This is a genomic window from Azospirillum tabaci (assembly GCF_014596085.1).
Classification (GTDB): domain Bacteria; phylum Pseudomonadota; class Alphaproteobacteria; order Azospirillales; family Azospirillaceae; genus Azospirillum; species Azospirillum tabaci.
In genome coordinates this window covers 91,691-113,235 of record NZ_JACCJY010000018.1, presented here as the reverse complement: position 1 = coordinate 113,235, position 21,545 = coordinate 91,691, and the positions used below count along the sequence as shown (strand labels likewise).

Genomic DNA, 21,545 nt, shown 5'->3' with positions numbered 1-21,545 from the left:
CTGAAAACGGAACGTCCGACAGTCAGCGCAGGATCATTGCACTGGAGTATCCCCATGCCCACCCACAAGATCGCCGGCCTGCTCATCGCCGGTTTGCTCTTGTCCGCCGCCCCGGCGCGGAGCGCTCCCTGCCTGGAAATCCAAAGCGTCCGGCTTTCCGCCGATCCCGAACGCAACATGGCGGAGGGCGGGCGTCTCGCGCGACACATTCTGGGCGCGGTGCCACCGCCCAAGGCCGGGCAGAGCGTCGGCACGCCGATGTTCGCCGACCGCCGGGCCTGGGACGCGGCATGGCAGGCCCTGATCGGCCATCCGGGACAGTTGCTGTGCGGCGACGAGATCGGCAGCACCCAGTACGGCAAGACGCTGAGCGTTCAGGTCCCCTCGATGCGGTGCGAAGAAACCGACGGCGCGGGGCGCTGCGTTCGCGCGCGGCCCTTCACCAGCGAAACCGTGACCTATGTGTTCGAGGTTTCCGGTCCCCCGGAGGCGCCGGCCTGGATTCTGGGAACCGCCTACCCGAAGCCGTGAAACGCGACTACTCGTCCCCTTGCGCGGCTTTGCGCCCGCGCAGCCGCGCCCCGTCGTCCTGGCGCTTCTTGATTTCGCGCTCGAAGCCGCGCTCCACCGACCCGCGCAACGACTTGTACAGCGCGCTGATGAGGTTGTAGTGCCCCTCCTGCGCCTTGTCGTAGAGCGGGGCGCGGCGCTGGATGGCCGTGGCGAGGGCGTTGTTGTCGAGAAGCGCGCCATCCTCCGGCAGGGCGAACAGCTCCTCGCAGAAGTTCAGACAGAAGCGCCCGTCACCGTCGGCCTTCGCCTTCAGCGCGGACCGCGCGTCCGGCGGCAGCGGCAAGGGCGGCCCATCTCCGCCTCCGCCCGCGACAGCGGCGCCGCGTTCAGCTCGAAGGACGGCTTCTCGGTGGTGGCCAGAATGACCAAACTCGATCACTCATCGGATCGGCCGCTGGGGCTACCGTGTGGCACGACAGCCTCTTGCCGCCGCACGATATGCGCATCGATCACCTTCCGGGAAACAAACGGATGGCTCCATCGGGATCCCTCCGGCGAAAGCCGGAAGCCTCACCCAATAGGAAAGCACTCTGCATACGTGCCGGTGCCCCCGTCCGTCCTCCTACAGTGTGAGCCAGCGCAGCCGCAGCGCGTTCCCGACCACGGACACCGAACTCAGGGCCATCGCGGCGGCGGCGATGATCGGCGACAGAGTCCACCCGAACAGCGGGAAGAACACCCCCGCCGCGACCGGCACGCCCAGCGCGTTGTAGACGAAGGCCAGAAAGAGGTTCTGCCGGATGTTGCGCATCGTCGCCCGGCTGAGCGTCCGCGCTCTGGCGATGCCCGCCAGGTCGCCTTTGACCAGGGTGACGCCCGCACTCTGGATGGCCACCTCGGTGCCGGTGCCCATGGCGACGCCGACGTCGGCTTCGGCGAGCGCCGGGGCGTCGTTCACGCCATCCCCCGCCATCGCCACCACGCGGCCCTGCGCCTTCAGCCGCTTCACGACCTGATTCTTGTCCTCCGGCAGCACTTCGGCCTCGACCTCGTCGATGCCCAGCTTGCGCGCCACCGCTTCGGCCGTGGTCCGGTTGTCGCCCGTGAGCATCACGATGCGCACGCCATCGGCTCGCAGCCTCTCCAACGCCTGAAGCGTGCTCGCCTTGATCGGGTCGGCGACCGCAATCACGCCACCGGGCCGGCTGTCGATGGCGGCGTAGAGGGCGGTGGCGCCCTCGCGTCGCAGTTCTTCGGCGCGCGCTTCCAGGTCGCCCAACGCAATGCCCTGGTCCCGCATCATCGCCGCGTTGCCGAGAGAGACCGTGCGGCCGCCAACCTTGCCCACCACGCCCTTGCCGGTGACCGAGGCAAAGTCGACAACCTCCCGCATCGGCAGGCCGTGCTCCTTGGCGGAGGCGACAACAGCGGCTGCCAACGGATGCTCGCTTGACCGCTCCAGACTGGCCGCCAGCGACAGCAGGGTCGTCTCGTCGACGCCCGGCGCCGGAACCACGGCGGTCACCTTCGGCTTGCCCTCGGTCAGGGTGCCCGTCTTATCGACGACCAGCGTGTCGATCGTCTCGAAGCGTTCCAGGGACGCCGCGTCCTTGATAAGCACGCCCGCGGTCGCTCCCTTGCCGACGCCAACCATGATCGACATCGGCGTTGCCAAGCCGAGCGCGCAGGGGCATGCGATGATCAGGACCGACACCGCCGCGATCAGCGCATAGGCGAAGGCGGGCTCCGGCCCCCAAACCATCCACGCAAGGAAGGCCAGGACAGCGACGAGGATGACGGTCGGGACGAAGGTTCCGGACACCACGTCGGCCATGCGCTGGATGGGCGCCCGGCTGCGCTGGGCTTCGGCGACCATGGTCACGATGCGCGACAGCATGGTGTCCGAGCCGACCTTGTCCGCGCGCATCACCAACGCGCCGGTCTGGTTCACGGTACCACCGATCAGCTTGGCACCCGGCTCCTTCTCGACCGGCATGCTCTCGCCGGTCACCATGGACTCGTCCACGGCGCTGCGACCGTTGATTACCTCGCCGTCCACAGGCACGCCATCACCGGGACGGACCCGCAGCCGATCCCCGACCTGGACTTGGTCGAGCGGAATCTCCTCGTCCTCGCCGTCGGTGCGCATGCGGCGGGCTGTCTTGGGCGTCAGGTTCAGCAGCGCGCGGATCGCACCGCCGGTCTGCTCACGAGCCCGGAGTTCGAGCACTTGTCCGAGCAGCACCAGCGCCGTGATGACGGCCGCCGCCTCGTAGTAAACAGCCACCACCCCCTCCATGCCCCGGAAGCTCTGAGGGAAGAGGCCGGGAAGGAAGGTCGCAACCAGACTGAACAAGTAGGCGACGCCAACGCCGAGGGCGATCAGCGAGAACATGTTCAGGCTGCGCCGCCGGAAGGACTGCCAGCCGCGATCGAGGAGCGGCCAGCCCGCCCACAGCACCACCGGCGTCGCCAGCAGGAACTGCACCCAGACCGATACCCGCGGGGGCACCACGTCGTGGAGCCCGAGCGCCGGGATGTGGCTTCCCATCTCCAGGACCAGCAGCGGCACACTGAGAGCCAAGCCGATCCAAAACCGCCGGGTCATATCGAGGAGTTCCGGGTTGGGGCCCTCCTCTAGACTGGCGCCCACCGGCTCCAAGGCCATCCCACAGATGGGGCAGTTGCCCGGGCCTTCCTGGCGGATCTCCGGGTGCATCGGACAGGTGTAAATCACGCCCGTCTGCGACGAGGCCTGCGCTGCCTTCTCGGGCGCGGCGGGCTTGGCTTCCGGCTTCAGGTACGGCTCGGGGGCCGCGACGAACTTTTCCCGGCAGCGCGCCGAGCAGAAGTGGAAGGTCCGGCCGCCGTGCTCGGCGTGGTGCCCGGTGCGCTCGGGATCGACCATCATGCCGCACACGGGGTCCTTCACCTTGGTCCAGTCGTCGGGACCGGCATGGTGGTCGTGCCCACCGTGACTGTGGTGGTCAGGATGGGGCACGTGGCTGCGGTGCTGGTCGTTCATGTTCGCTTCTCCCTTCGCATGCCCGGCGTCGGTGCCCCCGCGTTCGTTCGAGCGTCCCGGCACCGGCGTGCGATGGCATCCATGAAACCGGGCTCCACCTTCCAAGGATTGGAAGGTCAAGCGCGTTGTGCAGACCGCTCGCGCCCGCTCCTCACTTCTTCGCGCGTTCGCTCAGGGCGGCGTGGCGACGACGGATCTCCTCGGGCCAGGAGCTCTTGATAAAGGCCAGGACCGCCCAGATCTCGGCGTCGCTCAGCACGCCGCCGAAGGCGGGCATCTCGCTCTCGTAGCCGGGCGGGGCGAACTCAACGACGCCTTGCTTGGTGATTTTGAAGAGGTCGGCGTCGGGGTGGTGCCACGTGTGCCCGGAGGCGTCGTGCGGCGGCGCGGGCAGACGACCGTCCGGCTTGCGGCTTTGCCACTCCGGCTGGCCCTCAAGCCGCGCGCCGTGGCACGACGCGCACTGCTCCGCGTAGACCGCCTTGCCCTGGGCAACCTGGGCGGCGTCGGTTGGATCGGCGCCTGCCTTGGGACCAGCGAGCAGGAAGACGCCAGCCACCGCGATCGCCGCACCCATGGCCAAGCCAACGCCAATCTTCATCGCCTTCATCACCACATCCCCCGGCACATCACGACCGGAACGGTTGCCAGGTCTTGCCGCTGTCCCGGCTGACCTGGACGCTGCCGTAGTGGCCGTACAGCACCGTCGGGTCGGCCGGGCTGACGTCCATCGAATGGAAGTCCACCGGGCCGTTGACGCCCGCCGAAATCTGCTTCCAGGTCTTCGCTCCATCGGTCGAGACGAGAACACCGAGGTTCCCGCCCTTCTCCGGGTGGCCGCTGGCGTAGAAGGCCCCGGGCCGCGCCGGGTCGGGCGTGAAGCCCATACAGTCCGACCGGTTGTCGGACACCCGCGTGGCCGTGCCGCCGGGGTTGGTCAGCCACACGCCGTGATGCGAAGCGAGATACAAGCGCGACGGATCCGTGGGGTCCACGGAAATCCCATGGAGGTGTGAGACCTCATTCAGCTTGAGGGTCTCGGCCGCCCGGACGGGCTCCACGAGGATGACGCCGATCAGCAGGGCCGCGGCCGTCATGGCGAGTTTCTTTTTGGCGCTCATCGCGCATCTCCTTGCTTGCGGGGCGGCATGGGGCGGGGAGTCTCATGCCGCCCGCGCTGACCTCAGTGTCCCGCGTGGCCCATCTCGAAGCGGGCCTGCACCGGCTTCTGGCCGGGCATCGTCAGGGCGGTGACGACCTTGACGCTGTCGTGCGCGCCGCTGAGGTTCGCCTGCCCCTTGAGGGCGTTGGCACCAGCGGGCTCGAGCGTGATCTTCTGGGTCTGCTTGTTGGCCAGGATGGTCGCCTCAGCCTTGGCGCCGGTCACGTCCAGCGGCTTGTCGGCGCCGTCCGTCACGTACAGGACGACGTCGTTGCCCTTGAGCACGAGTTCGGCGTGGTAGGGCCCGGCATCGGTGCGCGCGCCGCCGTTCGGCCCAATCTTCGGGCCGTCGGCGAAGGCCGTGGCCGGAGCGGCGAGCAGGACGGCGGCGAGGACGAAAGTCGAAAACTTCACGGTGTGGTTTCCTTCTGGATGGAACGGGTGATGGGGATCAGTAGGCCTCGGCCGGACGCAGCGAACCGGCCTGGGCAGCGGCCAGACGGTTCAGCGGCTTCTCGCCGAGCTTGAGGAAGAGGACCGGGGTCAGGACCGTGTCGAGCAGGGTCGCGCTGACCAGCCCGCCGAAGATGGTGACGGCGACCGGGTGCAGGATCTCCTTGCCCGGCGCGTCGGCGCCGATCATCAGCGGAACCAGCGCGACGCCCGCCGACAGCGCGGTCATCAGCACCGGCGTCAGGCGCTCCTGGCTGCCACGGATCACCATGGCCTTGCCGAAGGTTTCGCCTTCGTGCAGGACCAGGTTGATGCAATGGCTGATCTTCAGGATGCCGTTGCGCGTGCTGATGCCCGTCAGCGTGATGAAGCCGATCATCGAGGCGACCGACAGCGGCTGCCCGGCGATCCACAGGGCTGCCACGCTGCCGATCAAGGCCAGCGGCACGTTGCCCATGATGATGAGCGCCAGCACGGCCGACCGGTAGCGGCTGTACAGCACCAGGAAGATCATTGCCAACGACACCATCGACAGCGCGGCGATGGTCTTCGACGCCTCCTCCTGCGCCTGGAAGGTGCCCTCCAGGCTGGTGAAGTAGCCGGACGGCAGCGGCGCCCCGGCGACCACGTTGCGGATGCCCGCGACGATCTGCGCCATGTCCGTCTTGCCGCCCGAGTTGCCGAGGATGACGATGCGGCGCTTGCCGTTCTCCCGCAGGATCTGGTTGGGGCCGTCCGTCTCCTCGACCGAGGCGAACCGGCTGAGCGGCACCCGGCCCGCCGGGGTCTCCACAAGCAGGTTCGCCAAGCCGCTGGTGGTGCGATCCTCGTCCGACAGGCGCAGCACCACGTCGAAGCGGCGCGTGCCGTCCACGATCTCCGACACCACGCGGCCGTTGGACAGGCTCTCCAGCGCCTCGGTCGCCATGGCCGGGGTCACGCCGTAGAGCGCCGCGCGCTCGTAGTCCACGACGACCTGCACCTGCGGGATGCGGACCTGCTTCTCGATCTGGAGGTCGACCAGCCCGGGCACGCCCGCGAGCTTCTGCTGAAGCTGCCCGGCGAGGCTGCGCAGCGTGTCCAGATCCTCGCCGTAGACCTTCAGCGCGATCTGGGCACGGACGCCGGACAGCATGTGGTCGAGCCGGTGCGAGATCGGCTGGCCGATGTTCACCGACACCGGCAGGGCTGCCAGCCGGGCGCGCACGTCGGCCAGCACCTCCGCCCGGCTGCGCTCCGAGGGCGCGAGGTCGACGTCGATCTCGCTGGAATGAACGCCCTCGGCGTGCTCGTCGAGTTCGGCGCGGCCGGTGCGGCGCCCCACCGACTTCACCTCCGGGACCCGCATGATGAGCGTCTCGGCGGCTTGGCCGACCCGATTGGCCTCGGCCAGCGAGATGCCCGGGTTGAGAACCATGGAGATGGTCAGCGTGCCTTCGTTGAAGGGCGGCAGGAAGGCGCGCGGCAGGCTCGGCACCGTCGCCGCGGCGACCGCGACGGCGGCGGCGATGGCGGCGAACAGCGTCCGCGGGTGAGCGAAGGCCCAGCCGAGCAGCCTTGCGTTCCCGGCCTTCAGCCGCCGCACCAGCCAGCTGTCGTGCTCCTCAAGCCGCTTCAGACGCGGCAGCAGGTAGTAGGACAGCACCGGCGTCACCGTGATGGCGGTGACGAGGCTCGCCAGGATCGAGACGATGTAGGCCACGCCCAGCGGCGCGAACAGCCGCCCCTCGATGCCGGACAGGGCGAACAGCGGGACGAACACCAGGATGATGATGACCGTGGCGTAGACGATGCCCGAGCGCACCTCCTGCGAGGCCGAGGCCACCACCTCCAGGATAGGCCGCGGGTTGCCTGCCCGGCGATTCTCGCCGAGGCGCCGATAGATGTTCTCCACGTCCACCACGGCGTCGTCCACGAGTTCGCCAATGGCGATGGCGAGGCCGCCCAGCGTCATCGTGTTGATCGACATGCCGAACGCCTTGAACACCAGCACGGTGATCAGGATCGAGATCGGGATGGCGGTCAGCGAGATGAACGTGGTGCGCACGTTCAGCAGGAACAGGAAGAGGATCACCGCGACGACGGCCACCGCCTCCAACAGGACCTTCTCCACGTTGCCGATGGAGGTCTGGATGAAGTTGGCCTGCTTGAAGAGGATCTCGTCGGCGTGGACTCCCTTCGGCAGAAACGGCGCCAGGTCGCCCAACGCCTTCTCGACGTCGACCGTCAACTTGGTGGTGTCGGCGCCCGGCTGCTTCTGCACCGACAGGATCACGGCGGGCTTGCCATTGACGCCCGCGTCGCCGCGCTTCACGCGGGCGGCGAAGTCCACCGCCGCGACTTGGCGCAGAAGGATGGGTTGCCCGATCTTGTAGGCGACGACGAGGTTGCGCAGGTCCTCGAGCCGGGTCGTCCGGCCGATGTTGCGGATCAGGTACTCCTCGGAGTGCTGGTCGATGAAGCCGCCGCCGGTGTTGGCCGAGAACTGCCGCAGCGCCGCCGCGAGTTCGTCGGTCGTGATCTCCAGGTCGTGCAGGCGCGCCGGGTCCGGGGCGATGCGGTACTGCTTGATCTGGCCGCCGATGGGGATGACCTGGCTGACGCCGGGGATGGCGAGCAGGCGGGGCCGCACCACCCAGTCCGCGAGCTCGCGCACCTCCATCGGGCTCACGGCATCGCCGGACATGGCGATGAGCATGATCTCGCCCATGATGGACGAGATGGGTCCCATCTGCGGGCGGATGTTCGGCGGCAGCTGCCCCTGGACGATGGCCAGGCGTTCCGCGACCTGCTGACGGTTGCGGTAGATGTCGGTGCCCCAATCGAACTCGACGAAGACGATGGAGAGGCCGACACCGGACACCGAGCGCACGCGGGTGATGCCCGGCATGCCGTTCATCGAAGTCTCGAGCGGGAAGGTGACCAGCTGCTCGACCTCTTCCGGCGCCAAGCCTTCGGCCTCGGTCATCAGCGTGACGGTCGGCTTGTTCAGGTCGGGGAAGACGTCGATCGGCAGGTCCTTCAGCACGAAGGAGCCGTAGACGACGAGGATCGCCGCGGCGGCCAGGACGAACAGCCGGTTGCGCAGGCTGGTGTTGACGAGGAAGTTGAACATGGCGGGGCGCTCCTCACCGGACCTGGTTGAGGAGACCGGCGCCGTCGGTCACGATGCGCGCCTCCGCCTCGATGCCCGCCGACACCAGCACCGTGTTCCCGTCCACCGGCTGCGTGCGCACCGGCCGGGCGACGAACCGCTGCGCGGACTCGTGCTCCCAGACCAGCGGCTGGCCGTTCGGACCGCGGACCACGCTCTGGCGCGGCAGAACGATGCCGGACATCGTGCCATGGATCTGGGCGACGATGCGCACCGGCTGGCCGACGCTCAGGCCTTGGGGCGGGGTGTTGATCTGGAAGAGCAGCGGGATGGCCTGCTGGCGCAGCGCCAGGCTGTGGCCGAGGTGCTCCAGGGTCAGGGTGACGCCGTCGGCGGTGGTGGCCGTCGCGCCGCGGACGCTGTTGGCCACGCGGGGGTCGAAGGCGACCGCCTCGACCATCAGGCGCGACGGGTCGACGATCTCGAACAGCACCTGGTCACGCCCTTCCACGACCTGCCCGACCTTGACGTTGTTCGCGGTGACCACGCCGGAAATCGGGGCCTTGAGGGCCTCCTTGGTCGTCAGCGCGGGCGACAGGGCCGCGCGCTGCCGCTGCAACCCCTTGAGCGTCGCCTCCGCCTCGTCGATGTCGCGTTGCGGCACGCTGCCGACGAGCTTGCGCAAGCGCTCCACCCGCGACTGGGCAATGACGATCTCCTGCTCGACACTGGCGATCTGTTGCTGGAGGCCGCCGCGCTCGACCGAGGTGACCGCGGGGGCGATGTAGGCCAGGATCTGCCCGGCCGCGACCCGCTGGCCGACATAGGGCAGCCCCTTGTCTCCCGGCTCGATGCGCCCGGTCTGCGTCGCCTGGACATGGCCGCCGCCGTTCGGGTCGGCGACGATCTGCCCGATCAGCTGGACCGTCTGCGCGGCCTCCTGAGGCTTGGCGACCGTGGTGCGAACCGACAGCAGGCGCTGGGAGGGCTTCGGCACGTACAGGCTGCCGTCCGGCAGACGGCGCGGGCTCTCCGACACACCGGTTGTGGCCATGGCGGCGGTCGTGGCAGCGGTTGGAGCGACGGCCGCGGCCGGTGCCTTGTCCTTATTGTCCTGGCTGTGGTCCTCGTCGCCGTGCGCGAACGCGGCCCCGCTGGCCAACAGCAGGCCCAGCCCGATCAGCGCCGCTCCGGCAACCGTCCGCGAGCGCCCACGCTGGGTCAGGGCGACGGTGGTCAGCACGCCGAGCAGGAAGACCATCGCGGCGCCGAGCAGCAGGCCGGAGTCCTGGCGAACCCGCCCGAGCACGTCGGCGACGCCGTTGCCGTTTCCGGTGACCGATGCGACGGCCGCAGTCGCCGGGATCTCCAAGGTTCCGATCAGCAGATCGGATGCATCGGCGGCGGTGATCGAGACGGTCAAGTCGTGCGCACCGGGCTTCGACAGCCACCCGGCTTCCAGCCGATACACCCCATTTTCACCGGGCACCGGCGACGCGGTGACCGCCTCTCCGTCCGCCGTGACCTCCACGGCGGCGCCGTTCACCGGCTCGTTGGTGGCGAAGCGGTCCAGGTAGACGAGCAGGTGCTTGCCCTGGACGACCGCCACGAGTTCGAGGTCGGACGAGGACGTTTCCAGGGTGGGGGCGGCCATCGCGATGACCGGCTTCGGCTCCTCGCCACCGTGCGCGTGCCCTTCGTGAGCCAGGGCGGGAAAGGCGACCGGCGCGGCGACGCTCGCGGCGACCGCGGCCGCGGCGAAAAGGCGTCGGATGGTCATGGCAGAACTCCAAGGGACTGGTTCAGGCGGGCGCGGGCGGCGCCGACCTGGACTTCGGCGGAGGCACGGGCGAGCTCGGCCTCGAAGGCCGCTTCCTGGGCGCGGACGTACTCGACCAGGCTGATCTCGCCGCCCCTCCTGGCGCGCTCGACGTTTGAGAGGCGGGCCCGGAGGGCCGCCGCGCGGTCACGGGCGATCGCCAAGCGCTCGGTCGCGGCCTGGTGAGCCAGCCGGGCTTGCTGGATGTCGGACTCGACCGTGCGGGCCACGCTGGCCTGCTCGGCTTCGGCGCGAACGACCTCGCTCATCGCCTCGGCACGCTTGGGTGCGTTCACCGCCTCGACGGAGAACGGGATGCGGACGGAAACGCCGAACACGGTGTCGTAGCGTTCCTCGCGGCTGTCGCGCTCACGACGGGCCATCAGCCCGACCTCCGGGTTGTCGCGGGTCGTCAGATCCACCAATTGCCTCTGAGCCTGAGCCGAGCGGACGCCCAGTTGCCCCGCCAGCAAGGACGGGTGCCGCTCAAGGGGTGGTTGGCCGATGTCCGGTTCCGGAGACGCCTTCGGCGGTGCCATGCCGGTCAGCGTCCGGAACACTTGGCGGGCCTCGTTCAAGGCCAACTCCTCGTCACGGAGATCCACGGCGACGGCGAGCGCCTCGGCGCGCGCCAACTGATGGTCGGCCTCCGCGATCTCCCCGGCCCGGGCGGTCCGTTGGGTGTCGGCTTCGAGCTGGCGGGCAACCTTCAGGCGCTGTCGGGCGAGTTCGGCGCGCCGTTCGGCGAGCGCGACCTGCCACAGGGCGGTGCGGACCTCTCCTGCAACGGCCAGTCGGCGGGCGGCGATCTCCGCGTCGGTGCGCGCCAACAGCGCGTCGGCGGCGCGCACGGTTGCCGTTCCCTGACCGGGCAGCCAGAGCGGAACCCCCAGTTCCGCCTCGTACTCGCGCCGTCCGATGTTCCGGTTCAGGTAGTCGCTGGTGTGCCGCAGCGTGACCGCCGGGGCGGCCGGGACCAGCGACTCCCCGGCCCCCTGCTGCGCGGTGGCCACGGCCCGCCGCGCCTCCAGGCTCCTGACCTCCGGATTGAGCTTCCAGGCGCCCTCGACCGCGTCCCGAAGCGACTGCGCCCCGGCCGGGGGCGCCAGCAGGCACACGGCAACCGCCGCAGCCGCCAGCCCCCCCGCCGGAAAGGACCTTCTCTTCATGGTCCAGAGTGCCATCAGCCTTCGCCTCCGGCACCCTTGCCATCTTTGCCCGAACCGCCGTGGCCGCCGTGCATGAACAGGTGCATCAGCGGGCAGAGGAGCAGGACGAGAAGCGGAAGCGCGTCGAGCACGTGGTCGACGTGGTCGAGCGACAGGTACACGGCCGCCAGGGCGGCTGCGCCGAGCCCGGCCAGTCCGGTCCAGGTCCGGTACCAGGGCGTGCGCGCCTGCGGCTCCGGCGTGTGGTGGGTGTGTTCGTGGTGCGTCATGGCCGCCTCCTCACATCATGCCCATGGGGCCGGTGAGCAGCCGGTCGGCGAGCCTCTTCTGGTCGTCGGTCAGGACGGCGTAGAGGGGCTTGGCGACCGCCTCGAGCGCCCTCACGGCGTCAAGGCGCCTGCCCAGCATCGTCTGCTGCGCCGCCAGGCGGTCGGGCCACGAGGACGGCATGCCGCCCTTGGTCATCTGCTCGTGCACCGCCTGATGGGCCTTGGCGTTCGAGCGCAGGGTGTCGGCGAAGGCGCTCCACGGCCCCGCCTGGGCCTCGGTGATCTTGAGTTCCGCCTTCAGGAAGGCGATGCGGCCTTCGACGTGCTCGAAGGGCAATCCCATGGCGCCATGCTGACCCATCATCATCTGGCGCATCATCGGCATCATGCCGGGTCCCATCATGCCGGATTGCCCGTCCTGCTGGCCCATCATGCCACCCATCATCGAGCGCATCTGGTCCATGTTCATCATCATGCCAGGCTGGCCACCCTGCGCCTGGGCGCCGGGCTGAAGGATGATGCCGCTGCCCATGCCCTGTCCCATCATCGGCGGGTTGCCCGGCGTGCCGGTCGTCGCGCCCGCGGCCGGAGCGGGCTGGGCCTGTGTCGCGGCCGTGGCGCCGTCGGGATGATGGGCGTTGTGGTCCTGGTCGGTGGTGGTTTGGGCCTGTGCGACCGACATCATGGCGGCGAGTGCGAAGGCCGGGAGCAACGTGCGGGTGAGAGACGACATGGCGTCCTCCATCGGATCATCTGGTTCATGCCATCCCGGACGGACTCCATGAGGGAGCGCCGGGGACGCGAAAGCCAAGCGCACGACTCCGGAGTCAGCATCCTTTGCCGAGCCGAGGCTCAGGTTGGGCGCGGACGGACTCGTGGCGTCAGATGATCAGAGCGGGGGGGCGGAAAGCCGGGTCGATGCCGATGCCATCCGGCGTGGCCAGGGCAGGCAGACGCTGAACCGTGTTCAGGCGCGGGATGAACGCCTCGACCAGCACCGCAAGGAGGCCGCCATGCATGGTAAGGCACTGAGCGACGCTGCAGCAGGCCCCTTCGTCGAGCAGGCCAAGGTCCCCACACGGAGCTTCCTTGTGCTCGTGGTCCGAGACGGACGCGATGGCGTCGCCATGGGCGTCGGCCAGAACGTGCTCGTGAGGAGCCTGGGACGCATGGTGGGGCCCCAGGTTGGCGTGGCTTGGCGCGGCATAGACGAGCAGCGTGGCCAGCATCAGCAGGCTCACCACCACCCTCCTCACCGACGACCGCGTCGCGCGCCACATGGCGTCTGCCTCATGCTTGATCGAGGTGGCGGGGCATGTGTCCCGTCGTCCTCTTCATAAAACCTAAGCCCGTTCCTTGGGCTCTGCAACCACGCTTGCCGGGGTTCCGACGAAGAGTCGAGGATTCTGCCACCCGACCCTTCGATGTCGCCGCAAGGGTTACTGGAGCAGCATCGACCTTCCGGCCGCTGGAAAGTCAAGGGCCAAAAGTCGTGACGCCGTGTTGTCCGGCCGCCGAATCCCCGTCCGACCACATGATCGCCGTCTCGACAAAGACGGTGGAGACGTCCTGGCACCCGCGTACCGAATACGTGCCGAGTGCTCGCAACATCGTGCCGGCCCCCCTCCTCCGAAGACGGTGCTGATGGCGCTGGTTGGCGTTGGCGCGACGGTTTTCGCCGTCGCCATCCCGGTCGCCGCCTACGGCGTTGTCCGCACACCGCTGTCGCGCCGCGCCCGACCACGGCTGAGACACCGATGGTCGACTGGCAGGCTGGGGCATGTGGCGTCGGCGCGGCACCCGCATGGACCGGCCCTGTGTCGTCGCGGCGCTGGGCGCGGCCATGCACGTCTTCACCATCATCGCGCTCCAGTTGATCCAGTCGCTGCCGATTATCGCGCTCGGCGGCGGACATGGGCGCGGAACGCAGGAGACCTCTCATGAAGAACGATGACCTCTGGCTGATCCTGGTCGTCGTCGCGGTATGGGCGGTGACCGTGACCGGCGTTCCGGTCGTGCCCACCCCGGTGCCACGCACCGGTGGGTTCATCGGCCGTCGCCGGCAAAAGGGAACCGGACGCCAGGGTGTCGTGGGAGTCGTCCGCCGGGTTGTGGCTGTGGCTATGCCCGGCCTGGGCGGTCGCGCCCCTCCGCATCGTCGTCATGGCTGTGTCCGCCGTCCCCGCCGGCATCCGCCCACGGCAGCGCACCATCCGCCACGCCGCTCGTCGGCACGGCGTGGCTGGGGAAGGCCACGACGCCGACCGCCACCATCAGCACGGTGAGACGTCGCAGGAGGGTTGGCAGGAGCGCGGTCGGCATCGATACCATGGCGGAGGGGGAACTGGTGAGGCCAGACATCCCGGCGTTGATCCCATCCGGGGGGATCAAGCAAGATGGTGCTGCCGTCAGTGTCGACCTATAGGCCTGCGAATCAAGGGAAAGCGGGGAGACTTGACCGCTGCCGGCGAGACCTTGACTCTATCCTATCCAGGGGGATACGACTCCATCATGAACACGCATCACAGCCATCCCGACATCGTCAAGCGCCTCAAGCGGGCCGACGGGCACCTCCGCGGCGTCATCGAGATGATCGAATCCGGTCGGCCCTGCCTCGACATCGCCCAGCAACTGCATGCGGTGGAGAGCGCCGTGCGCGAGGCCAAGAAGGTGCTCATCCACGACCATCTGGACCACTGCCTGGACGCCGCGGTCGACGCCACGCCCGCCGAGACGCGGGCTTCGATCGCCGAGTTCAAGGCGATCACCAAATACCTGTAGGGACCTTCGATGCCCGACTTCTCCGCCCTCCTGCAGCAGGGCGCCGCCAACGCCTGGCTGTTCATCCCGAGCGCCATCCTGCTCGGCGCGCTGCACGGGCTGGAGCCGGGTCATTCCAAGACCATGATGGCGGCCTTCATCGTCGCCATCCGCGGCACCGTCACCCAGGCGGTTCTGCTCGGACTGGCCGCCACCGTGTCCCACACGCTGGTGGTTTGGGCGGTCGCCCTGGCGGGAATGTGGATCGGCCAGGGCTGGAGCGCCGAAACGACCGAACCTTACTTCCAACTCGCTTCGGCGGCGCTGATCGTCGCGGTGGCGCTGTGGATGGCGGTGCGGACCTGGCGGGAGCAGCGGCAGGAGGCGATCGGGCACGGTCATTCCCATGACGGAGCGGCGCACCGCATCGACACCGGCCATGGCGATGCGCTGAGTCTTGAAATCTTCGAGGACGGCGTCCCGCCACGCTTCCGCATCCGTTTCGAACGGCGGGGCCGGCCGGTCCCGGAGCCGGATGCCTCGACCGTTACCGTGGAGACGCTGCGGCCCGATGGCACGCAGCAGGGTTTCGCCTTCCTGAATGCCGGCGGCTTCCTCGAATCGGTCGATGAGATCCCGGAACCGCACGCGTTCGTCGCCACCGTCCGGGTCGGACACGGCGGCCATGTGCACGAGCATCCCGTGCGCTTCGTCGAGCACACGCATCGCCATGAGGCGGCCCACGGTCATGACCATGGCCACCATCATCACCACGGGCACGATCATGCTCATGAAACGGCCGGAGCGCTCGACCTCGGACCGGACGGCTTCCAGGACGCCCATGAGCGGGCGCACGCCCGCGACATCCAGCGCCGTTTCGCCGGCCGGCATGTCACCACCGGGCAAATCGTGCTGTTCGGTCTGACCGGCGGGCTGATCCCCTGCCCGGCGGCCATCACCGTCCTGCTGCTGTGCCTCCAGCTCAAGGAGGTGACGCTCGGTGCCGCGCTCGTCCTGTGCTTCAGCATCGGCCTGGCCCTGACGCTGGTGGCGGCCGGAGCGATCGCCGCGCTGGGCATGCGCCATGCCGAGCGCCGGTGGTCGAGCGCCTTCGGCACCTTCGCCCGGCGCGCCCCCTACCTGTCGAGCGCCGTGATCGTGCTCGTCGGCCTCTATGTCGGTCTCCACGCCTTGCAGGGCCTTGGGATCACGCTGGCCGTGCTCTCCGGAGGCCATGGCCCGGCCTGACGCTGGCCCGCTCCCGCTCTCCCGTCCTGTTGACCGGCCGGCGATGGCCCTCAGCGCGGCGGTCACCATCCTGTGGAACGAGGGCACCATCGGGGATTGGGGCCGGCAGCACGCCGCGGTCCCGCGCTCGACGCTGCCGCAGAGCTTCGGCTAGGCGGTGGAGACGCTCGGGCTGTTCCGCTGACGCCTCCGGTCCGTTTTCAGAGCACGGCGCGCAGCAGAAGACCGGCCGCCGCGCACAGAAGGAGGACCGGGATCATCCCGATCCTGAGGACGAACACCGCCAGCGCCGCCCCCAGGGTGAGCACCGCCGCCGCCGGGTCGAGCGACGACAGGACGGGGAGGTCCAGGCTGAGGCCGCCCACCGCCAGGGGGCGCAGTTCGTGGAACAGCACATGCAGCCCGAACCAGACGGCCAGATTGAGGACGACGCCGACCACCGCCGCCGTGATCGCCGACAAGGCACCGCTCAGCGCGCGGTTGCCGCGCAACGCCTCCACATAGGGCGCGCCGAGGAAGATCCACAGGAAGCAGGGAGCGAAGGTGACCCAGGTGGTCAGCAGCCCGCCCAGCGCGCCGGCCAGCAGCGGCGGCAGGGTACCCGGATCGCGAAAGGCGCCCATGAAGCCGACGAACTGCACCACCATGATCAGCGGCCCCGGCGTCGTCTCCGCCATGCCCAGCCCGTCCAGCATCTCGCCCGGCTGCAGCCAGCCGTAATGCTCCACCGCCTGCTGCGCCACATAGGCCAGCACGGCGTAGGCCCCGCCGAAGGTGACGACGGCCATCTTGGAGAAGAAGACGGCGATCTGGCTGTATACGTCCGACGTGCCGAAGGCCAGCAGCAGCGCCAGCACCGGGCCGAGCCACAGGGCAAGCCCGACGGCGCCGACCCGCAGCGACCGGCCGGCCGCCGGCCGGGCATGGACCGGCGTCCCGGCGCCGAGCCGGCTGTCGGCGTCGGCCAGCACCGCGCCGCCGGACGTCCCGTGCCCGCCGCCCACCCTGAATTCCGGACGCCCCAGACGCCCCCCGACGAAGCCGATCAGACCGGCCGCCAGGATGATGACCGGGAAGGGCACGTCGAAGGCGAAGATGGCGACGAAGGCGGCGGCGGCGATGCCGAGCATCACCCGGTTCTTCAGCGCCCGCCGCCCGATGCGCACCACGGCTTCGAGAACGATGGCGAGCACCGCCGCCTTCAGCCCGAAGAACAAGCCCTGCACCAGCCCGACGTTGCCAAAAGCGGCGTAGATCAGGCTCAGCGCCATGATTGCGACGGCGCCGGGCAGCACGAACAGGATGCCGGCGATCAGGCCGCCCAGCGTCCGATGCATCAGCCAGCCGACGTAGACGGCCAGTTGCTGCGCCTCCGGCCCTGGCAGCAGCATGCAGTAGTTCAGCGCGTGGAGGAACCGCTCCTCCCCGATCCAGCGCTTCTCGTCCACCAGGATGCGGTGCATCACCGCGATCTGCCCCGCCGGCCCGCCGAAGCTGAGCGCCGCGATCCGCGCCCACACCCGCGTGGCCTCGCCGAGGCTCACCCCATGCCCGCCGTTCTTCTGCGCGGATACGGCTGTATCCGCGATGGCCTGTTCGGTCATCGAGCGTCTCCTCGATCGCGCGTTTTGCGGAAGTGTTGGTAGAGATCCTCGAACAGGGCGCCGCCGCGCTCCAGGCGGCGTTCGTCGTCGTCGGTCGCCGCGGCGATGCCGGAGAGCAGCGTCCGAATCCCGGCCGCCTCCTCGCGCTGGAACTTGCCGTCCTTCAGGTCGATGTCGTGGACGATCTCGGCGATCGCCTGGAGCGCGCGGTCCGGCGGCACGAGCTTCGCCAGCAGCACCTCGAAGGTGCACTGGTCGCCCTCGTGCGTGAACTCCGCCTCGAACATGTCGAAGCGCAACTCGCCAGGTTCCGGCGCGTAGCCCTTGTCCGGCACGAACTTGAAGCGGGCTTGCGGGTCGATGGAGCGCCGGATCAGCCACGCCGAGGCGATGCGGTCCACCTGCACGCCCCGGCGGGTCACCCAGGTCCGCCCCTTCAGCTTCCCAACGTCCTTGGTGGCCATGGTCGTGTCCTCCTGGTCCGGGTCGCGTTCGGCCACGGCGAGCCGGGTCTCGATCCCGGCGAGCAGCCCCTCCGCCGGTTCCCGGCCGCCCGCGCCGAAGAAGTCGATGGCGACGATCTCCGCCAGCCGGCGCCGCAGGCGGGTCGCTTGAGTCCGGACGTCGCCCTTGCGCGCGATCCACAAATCCGGGTCGGCGGCGAGCCCCTCGGCCAGTTCGCGGGCGTCGGCGGCGAGCGCCTCGTAGTCGGCGTCGCGGGCCTTGTCGAACAGCGCCCGCACCTCCGGGTCGGTAAGGCCATCGACGAAGCGCGCCTCGAACACCGCCGCCTCACCGCCGCCCTCGGTGATCTCGCGCAGCAGCCACTGGAAGTCCTCTCGGGCCTGCTCACCGGCCGGCAGCGCGTAGAGCGAGTTCTTGATGGCCACCGCACCGAGCCCCTGGAGACGGCGCCAGACCTTCACACGGAAATAGGCGGGCTTCGGCGGCAGCTGGTGGGCCAGCAGCAACCAAGCGTACCGGGACTCCGAGGTGGTGGGCGCTTCGTTCATCGGCCACCTGTATCTCAGAGATATGAACTATGCAACACTTGTATCATAATCTGACGCCGGGGTACGGTTCGCGTGGCGCCGGATGCTCCGGCGCGTGCACAGGAGATGTGCCATGCCCTACGAGGCCGCACCGCTGCCGTTCAAGCCATCGCGGCTGTACGGCCTGTCCGAACGCCTGCTCGCCAGCCACTACGAGAACAACTACGGCGGGGCCGTCCGTCGCCTGAACGCCATCGAGGGCGACCTCGCCCGGCTCGACTGGGCCACGGCGCCGACCTTTGTGATCAACGGCCTGAAACGCGAGGAACTGATCGCCGCGAATTCGATGATCCTGCACGAGGCTTACTTCGACAGCCTCGGTGGGGCCGGCGATGCCGCAGGCGATCTCGCCACCGCGTTTGAGCGGGATTTTGGGTCGGTGGAACGGTGGCGGCGGGAGTTCGCCGCGATGGGCAAGGCGCTCGCCGGCGGGTCCGGCTGGGTGCTGCTGACGCTGTCGGAGCGGGACGGTCGGCTGCGGAACGTCTGGGCGGCCGACCACACCCACACGCTCGCCGACGGCCGCGTGGTGCTGGCGCTCGATCTGTACGAGCATGCCTACCACCTCGACTTCGGTGCCAAGGCCGCCGCCTACGTCGACGCCTTCATGGGCAACATCGCCTGGGAGCGCGTCGAGGGACGCTACCACCGCGCCGTGGAGGGACTTCGCCCGGCGTTGCCGTCCGCCACCAAGGTTCCGTCGATGAGCGTTGGTGAAGCCCGGCGAGCCATCGAGGGTGGTGAGATCCTCGTGCTGGATGTCTGCTGGGACGAGGACTTGGCGCGTTCCCCGGACATGCTCCCGATGGCGGTTCATCACGACGCCCGCCGCATCGCGGAGTGGGCCGATGGTGTGCCCAAGGATCGCGAGGTGCTGGTCTACTGCGTGTACGGTTTCCAGGTGAGCCAGGATGCGGTCGCCGAACTCCGGCGCCGTGGTGTGCCTGCCCGCACCCTCGCCGGGGGCATCGCGGCTTGGCGCGCCATGGGGGCGCCGAAGATGCCCAAGTCCTGACCTCTCGCACAAGGATGACCGCCATGACGCGGGTCCTGCCCGAACGCCCGAGGATCGACCGCATCGCCTGCCCCTGGCCGTGGCCGATGAAACCGGCGCCACGCCCCGCTGCCGGGTCCGGCAAAGCCGTAGGCGGCGAGGCGTGGACACCCAGGGAGCCGCGCAGTGGGCGGGTCTCGCGGTCGCTCTGGCGATCGGCGCCGCGCTCGTCGGTCCCGGAGCTGCCGTCGGTTCCGGAGCCGCCTTGGCGTCGGAGCCGGCCTGCGGCCCGGCCTCCCGGACTGACAGCGGACAACACCTTGAGGGTCGGATTCACTTCGTTCGCCTCCACATGAGCAGCCCCGCGTCCATGCTCAGCGACGGCGTATCAAGCGGAAGATGCGGTTATCCCGGTTCGACCCCACTTCCGGAGAGGCCGAACGAATGAGCCTTCCCCCGAGTATGCGCCGTCACCTTGTATCGCTGCCCCTCTTTTCCCGAAGCCGTCCCCAGTAGGTCAGACGCTTTTTGATTTCCCGCTCGAAGCCGCGCTCATTGGGTTGGTAGAATTCCGGTCGGCCGGCTTTCAAGAGTTCCGGTGGGAAGAACTCTTGTCCGGAAAAGGCTTCCGGCCAATCATGGTCATACCTGTAACCCTCCTTGAACCCCATTTCTTTCATCATTTTAGTTGGAGCATTGATCAGATGCTTTGGCGGGGCCAGCGATCCCGACGACGACGCGAGTTCAAGCGCCGCGTTGAAGGCAAGGTAAGCCGCGTTCGATTTGGGTGCCGTAGCGACATAGGCAACGGCCTGTCCCATGAACAAGCGTCCCTCGGGCCACCCAATGCGCTCGAAAGCGTCCCAGGCCGCCATCACCTGTGGCAGTGCCTGAGGATCGGCCATGCCGACGTCCTCCGACGCACAGCAGGCCAACCGGCGGAAAATCGTGCCGGGGTCTTCACCACCAGCCATCATCCGCGCCGCGTAGTACATGGCCGCGTCAACGTCTGATCCTCGCAACGCCTTGTGGAAGCAACTGAGGAGGCCGTAATGAGCGTCTTGCGCCTTGTCATAGAGAGGGGCACGCTTCTGTAGCGTTGCGCCGATGGCAGCGACGTCCAATGGCGTTTGCGGTCGAAGATCGTAGATTTGCTCAACCAAATTTATCAGATAGCGGCCATCGCCGTCGGCCATCAGACGGAGGGCCGCTCTAGCCTCGTCGGTGACGGGAAGTGTTCGACCGACTTCGGCCTCGGAGCGCCGAATCAGTTGCTCGAGAGCTTCGTCGTCGAATCGGTTCAGCACAAGGACCGTTGTCCGAGACAGCAAAGCCCCAACCAACGACATGCTTGGATTTTCCGTGGTTGCACCCACAAGGGTCACGGTTCCGTCTTCCACATAAGGAAGGAGTGCGTCCTGTTGAGCCCTGTTCCAGCGATGGATCTCATCCACGAACAAAAGCGTCAACGCACCGGCACTGTGGCGTTCCTTTGCCTGTGCCAAGACTTTCCGCAATTCAGGAATACCGACCATCACCGCGGAAAGGGTCTCATAATGGACACGGACGGCTTCTGCCAACAGGCGGGCGATGGTTGTCTTGCCGACGCCCGGCGGCCCCCAAAGGATCATTGAGGATAGGCGCTTGGCCGCAACCATCCTGCCGATAGCTCCCTCCGGCCCAAGCAGGTGATCCTGGCCGATGACTTCCGAAAGGCGCTTGGGGCGCAACCGCTCCGCAAGCGGCTTGGGGGCTATGGCATCAAGGAGAGACGAGTTCATCAGTGTGTGCTCATCTGTGCATCGATTCGAGTGGCCAGGATCGGGTGATGGATCCACGTCCTATTGGTTGTAAGCTCCAACCCTCGAGCCTTCGACAACGGCTCAATTATGCAACTGCAAACAGTCGGGATTCTTCAATCCCACAAAGCCGACCAGCGTGACGGCGCCGTCCTCCACATAGGGCAGGAAGCCGTCCCGCTGGGAGCGGTTGAAGCGGTGGATCTCGTCGATGAACAGAAGCGCGCCCTGCCCGGCCGCGCCCCGCGCTCTGGCCGCGTCGAAGACCTTGCGCAGGTCGGCCATGCCGGAGAAGACCGCCGACAGCGGTTCGAAATGCAGGTCGATGGACAGGGCCAGCAGCCGCGCGATGGTCGTCATGCCGCTGCCGGGCGCCTCCACAGGATCATGGACGCCAGCCGGCGCGCGGCGACCATGCGGCTCAGCGGTCCGTCGGGCTTCAGCGGATGCTCCGGCCCCACGACCTCGCCCAGGCGGCGCGGGCGCAGCCGGTCGGCCAGCGGGCGGGGAGCGCCCACCTCGAACAGGCCGCCGGTGCCTCCGGAGCAGCCGCGCTTGCTCATCGTCGATCCACCGACCGTACC

The 21,545-nt window shown here is 68.5% G+C and carries 19 protein-coding genes and 2 pseudogenes; 5 read left to right on the top strand and 16 right to left on the bottom strand.

Features of this window, described 5'->3' with window-relative positions:
• Positions 1-54 precede the first annotated feature (54 nt).
• Positions 55-531, top strand: a complete 477-nt coding sequence (locus H0B54_RS17165; RefSeq protein ID WP_188261330.1) for a hypothetical protein — start codon at positions 55-57, stop codon at positions 529-531.
• A 97-nt stretch (positions 532-628) separates the two neighbouring features.
• On the opposite strand, the pseudogene H0B54_RS17160 reads toward H0B54_RS17165, so the two are convergent.
• From H0B54_RS17160 to H0B54_RS17110, 11 genes and pseudogenes are all read right to left on the bottom strand, one after another.
• A pseudogene (locus H0B54_RS17160) lies at positions 629-930 on the bottom strand (replication-associated recombination protein A); the annotation flags it as partial.
• A 205-nt stretch (positions 931-1,135) separates the two neighbouring features.
• Positions 1,136-3,538 carry a heavy metal translocating P-type ATPase gene (locus H0B54_RS17155; protein ID WP_188261329.1) on the bottom strand — a complete coding sequence of 801 codons (2,403 nt, stop codon included), beginning with the start codon at positions 3,536-3,538 and terminating at the stop codon, positions 1,136-1,138.
• Between the two features lie 151 nt (positions 3,539-3,689).
• Positions 3,690-4,148 (bottom strand): c-type cytochrome, encoded by a 459-nt coding sequence (locus H0B54_RS17150; RefSeq protein WP_188261328.1) that lies wholly within the window; start codon positions 4,146-4,148, stop codon positions 3,690-3,692.
• A gap of 19 nt (positions 4,149-4,167) precedes the next feature.
• Positions 4,168-4,659 (bottom strand): WD40/YVTN/BNR-like repeat-containing protein, encoded by a 492-nt coding sequence (locus H0B54_RS17145; protein WP_188261327.1) that lies wholly within the window; start codon positions 4,657-4,659, stop codon positions 4,168-4,170.
• A 62-nt stretch (positions 4,660-4,721) separates the two neighbouring features.
• Positions 4,722-5,114 (bottom strand): hypothetical protein, encoded by a 393-nt coding sequence (locus tag H0B54_RS17140; RefSeq protein ID WP_188261326.1) that lies wholly within the window; start codon positions 5,112-5,114, stop codon positions 4,722-4,724.
• A gap of 37 nt (positions 5,115-5,151) precedes the next feature.
• Entirely contained in the window at positions 5,152-8,268 is a 3,117-nt protein-coding gene (locus H0B54_RS17135; RefSeq protein WP_188261325.1) for an efflux RND transporter permease subunit, read from the bottom strand.
• A 13-nt stretch (positions 8,269-8,281) separates the two neighbouring features.
• Complete coding sequence (locus H0B54_RS17130; RefSeq protein ID WP_188261324.1) at positions 8,282-10,027, bottom strand: efflux RND transporter periplasmic adaptor subunit; 1,746 nt, start codon at positions 10,025-10,027, stop codon at positions 8,282-8,284.
• Positions 10,024-11,250: a TolC family protein gene (locus H0B54_RS17125; RefSeq protein WP_188261323.1), complete on the bottom strand. Its 1,227-nt coding sequence runs from the start codon at positions 11,248-11,250 to the stop codon at positions 10,024-10,026. Before H0B54_RS17125 ends, H0B54_RS17130 begins: the two co-directional genes overlap by 4 nt.
• Complete coding sequence (locus tag H0B54_RS17120) at positions 11,250-11,504, bottom strand: DUF2933 domain-containing protein (protein ID WP_188261322.1); 255 nt, start codon at positions 11,502-11,504, stop codon at positions 11,250-11,252. The genes H0B54_RS17125 and H0B54_RS17120 overlap by 1 nt, the downstream gene beginning before the upstream one ends.
• Before the next feature lie 10 nt (positions 11,505-11,514).
• Positions 11,515-12,237, bottom strand: coding sequence for a Spy/CpxP family protein refolding chaperone (locus H0B54_RS17115; protein WP_188261321.1), 723 nt, complete (start codon positions 12,235-12,237; stop codon positions 11,515-11,517).
• Positions 12,238-12,385: 148 nt separating this feature from the next.
• Positions 12,386-12,745: a hypothetical protein gene (locus H0B54_RS17110; protein WP_188261320.1), complete on the bottom strand. Its 360-nt coding sequence runs from the start codon at positions 12,743-12,745 to the stop codon at positions 12,386-12,388.
• A 563-nt stretch (positions 12,746-13,308) separates the two neighbouring features.
• Here H0B54_RS17110 and H0B54_RS17105 point away from each other — a divergent pair.
• Positions 13,309-13,458: a hypothetical protein gene (locus H0B54_RS17105; protein ID WP_188261319.1), complete on the top strand. Its 150-nt coding sequence runs from the start codon at positions 13,309-13,311 to the stop codon at positions 13,456-13,458.
• Positions 13,459-13,625: 167 nt separating this feature from the next.
• On the opposite strand, the gene H0B54_RS29510 is transcribed toward H0B54_RS17105, so the two are convergent.
• Positions 13,626-13,826, bottom strand: coding sequence for a hypothetical protein (locus H0B54_RS29510; RefSeq protein WP_211109418.1), 201 nt, complete (start codon positions 13,824-13,826; stop codon positions 13,626-13,628).
• Positions 13,827-14,015: 189 nt separating this feature from the next.
• Between H0B54_RS29510 and H0B54_RS17100 the strand changes: the two genes are divergently transcribed.
• Complete coding sequence (locus H0B54_RS17100; RefSeq protein WP_188261318.1) at positions 14,016-14,285, top strand: metal-sensing transcriptional repressor; 270 nt, start codon at positions 14,016-14,018, stop codon at positions 14,283-14,285.
• Between the two features lie 9 nt (positions 14,286-14,294).
• Entirely contained in the window at positions 14,295-15,512 is a 1,218-nt protein-coding gene (locus H0B54_RS17095) for a nickel/cobalt efflux transporter (RefSeq protein ID WP_188261317.1), read from the top strand.
• A gap of 200 nt (positions 15,513-15,712) precedes the next feature.
• Here the strand turns inward: H0B54_RS17095 and chrA are convergent, their stop codons facing one another.
• Together chrA and H0B54_RS17085 are read right to left on the bottom strand one after the other, a co-directional pair.
• A complete protein-coding gene (gene chrA / locus H0B54_RS17090) occupies positions 15,713-17,116 on the bottom strand; it encodes a chromate efflux transporter (RefSeq protein WP_188261316.1) in 1,404 nt (467 codons plus the stop codon).
• Positions 17,113-18,129, bottom strand: a complete 1,017-nt coding sequence (locus tag H0B54_RS17085; RefSeq protein ID WP_188261315.1) for a chromate resistance protein ChrB domain-containing protein — start codon at positions 18,127-18,129, stop codon at positions 17,113-17,115. Before H0B54_RS17085 ends, chrA begins: the two co-directional genes overlap by 4 nt.
• A 112-nt stretch (positions 18,130-18,241) precedes the next feature.
• On the opposite strand from H0B54_RS17085, the gene H0B54_RS17080 reads away from it, so the two are divergent.
• Complete coding sequence (locus H0B54_RS17080; RefSeq protein ID WP_188261314.1) at positions 18,242-19,183, top strand: Fe-Mn family superoxide dismutase; 942 nt, start codon at positions 18,242-18,244, stop codon at positions 19,181-19,183.
• Positions 19,184-19,632: 449 nt separating this feature from the next.
• Here H0B54_RS17080 and H0B54_RS17075 read toward each other — a convergent pair whose 3' ends face one another.
• The gene (locus tag H0B54_RS17075) at positions 19,633-20,943 is read right to left on the bottom strand and encodes a replication-associated recombination protein A (protein ID WP_188261313.1); all 1,311 of its coding nucleotides are present in this window, start codon (positions 20,941-20,943) and stop codon (positions 19,633-19,635) included.
• 147 nt (positions 20,944-21,090) lie between these two features.
• A pseudogene (locus tag H0B54_RS17070) lies at positions 21,091-21,524 on the bottom strand (AAA family ATPase); the annotation flags it as partial.
• Positions 21,525-21,545 lie beyond the last annotated feature (21 nt).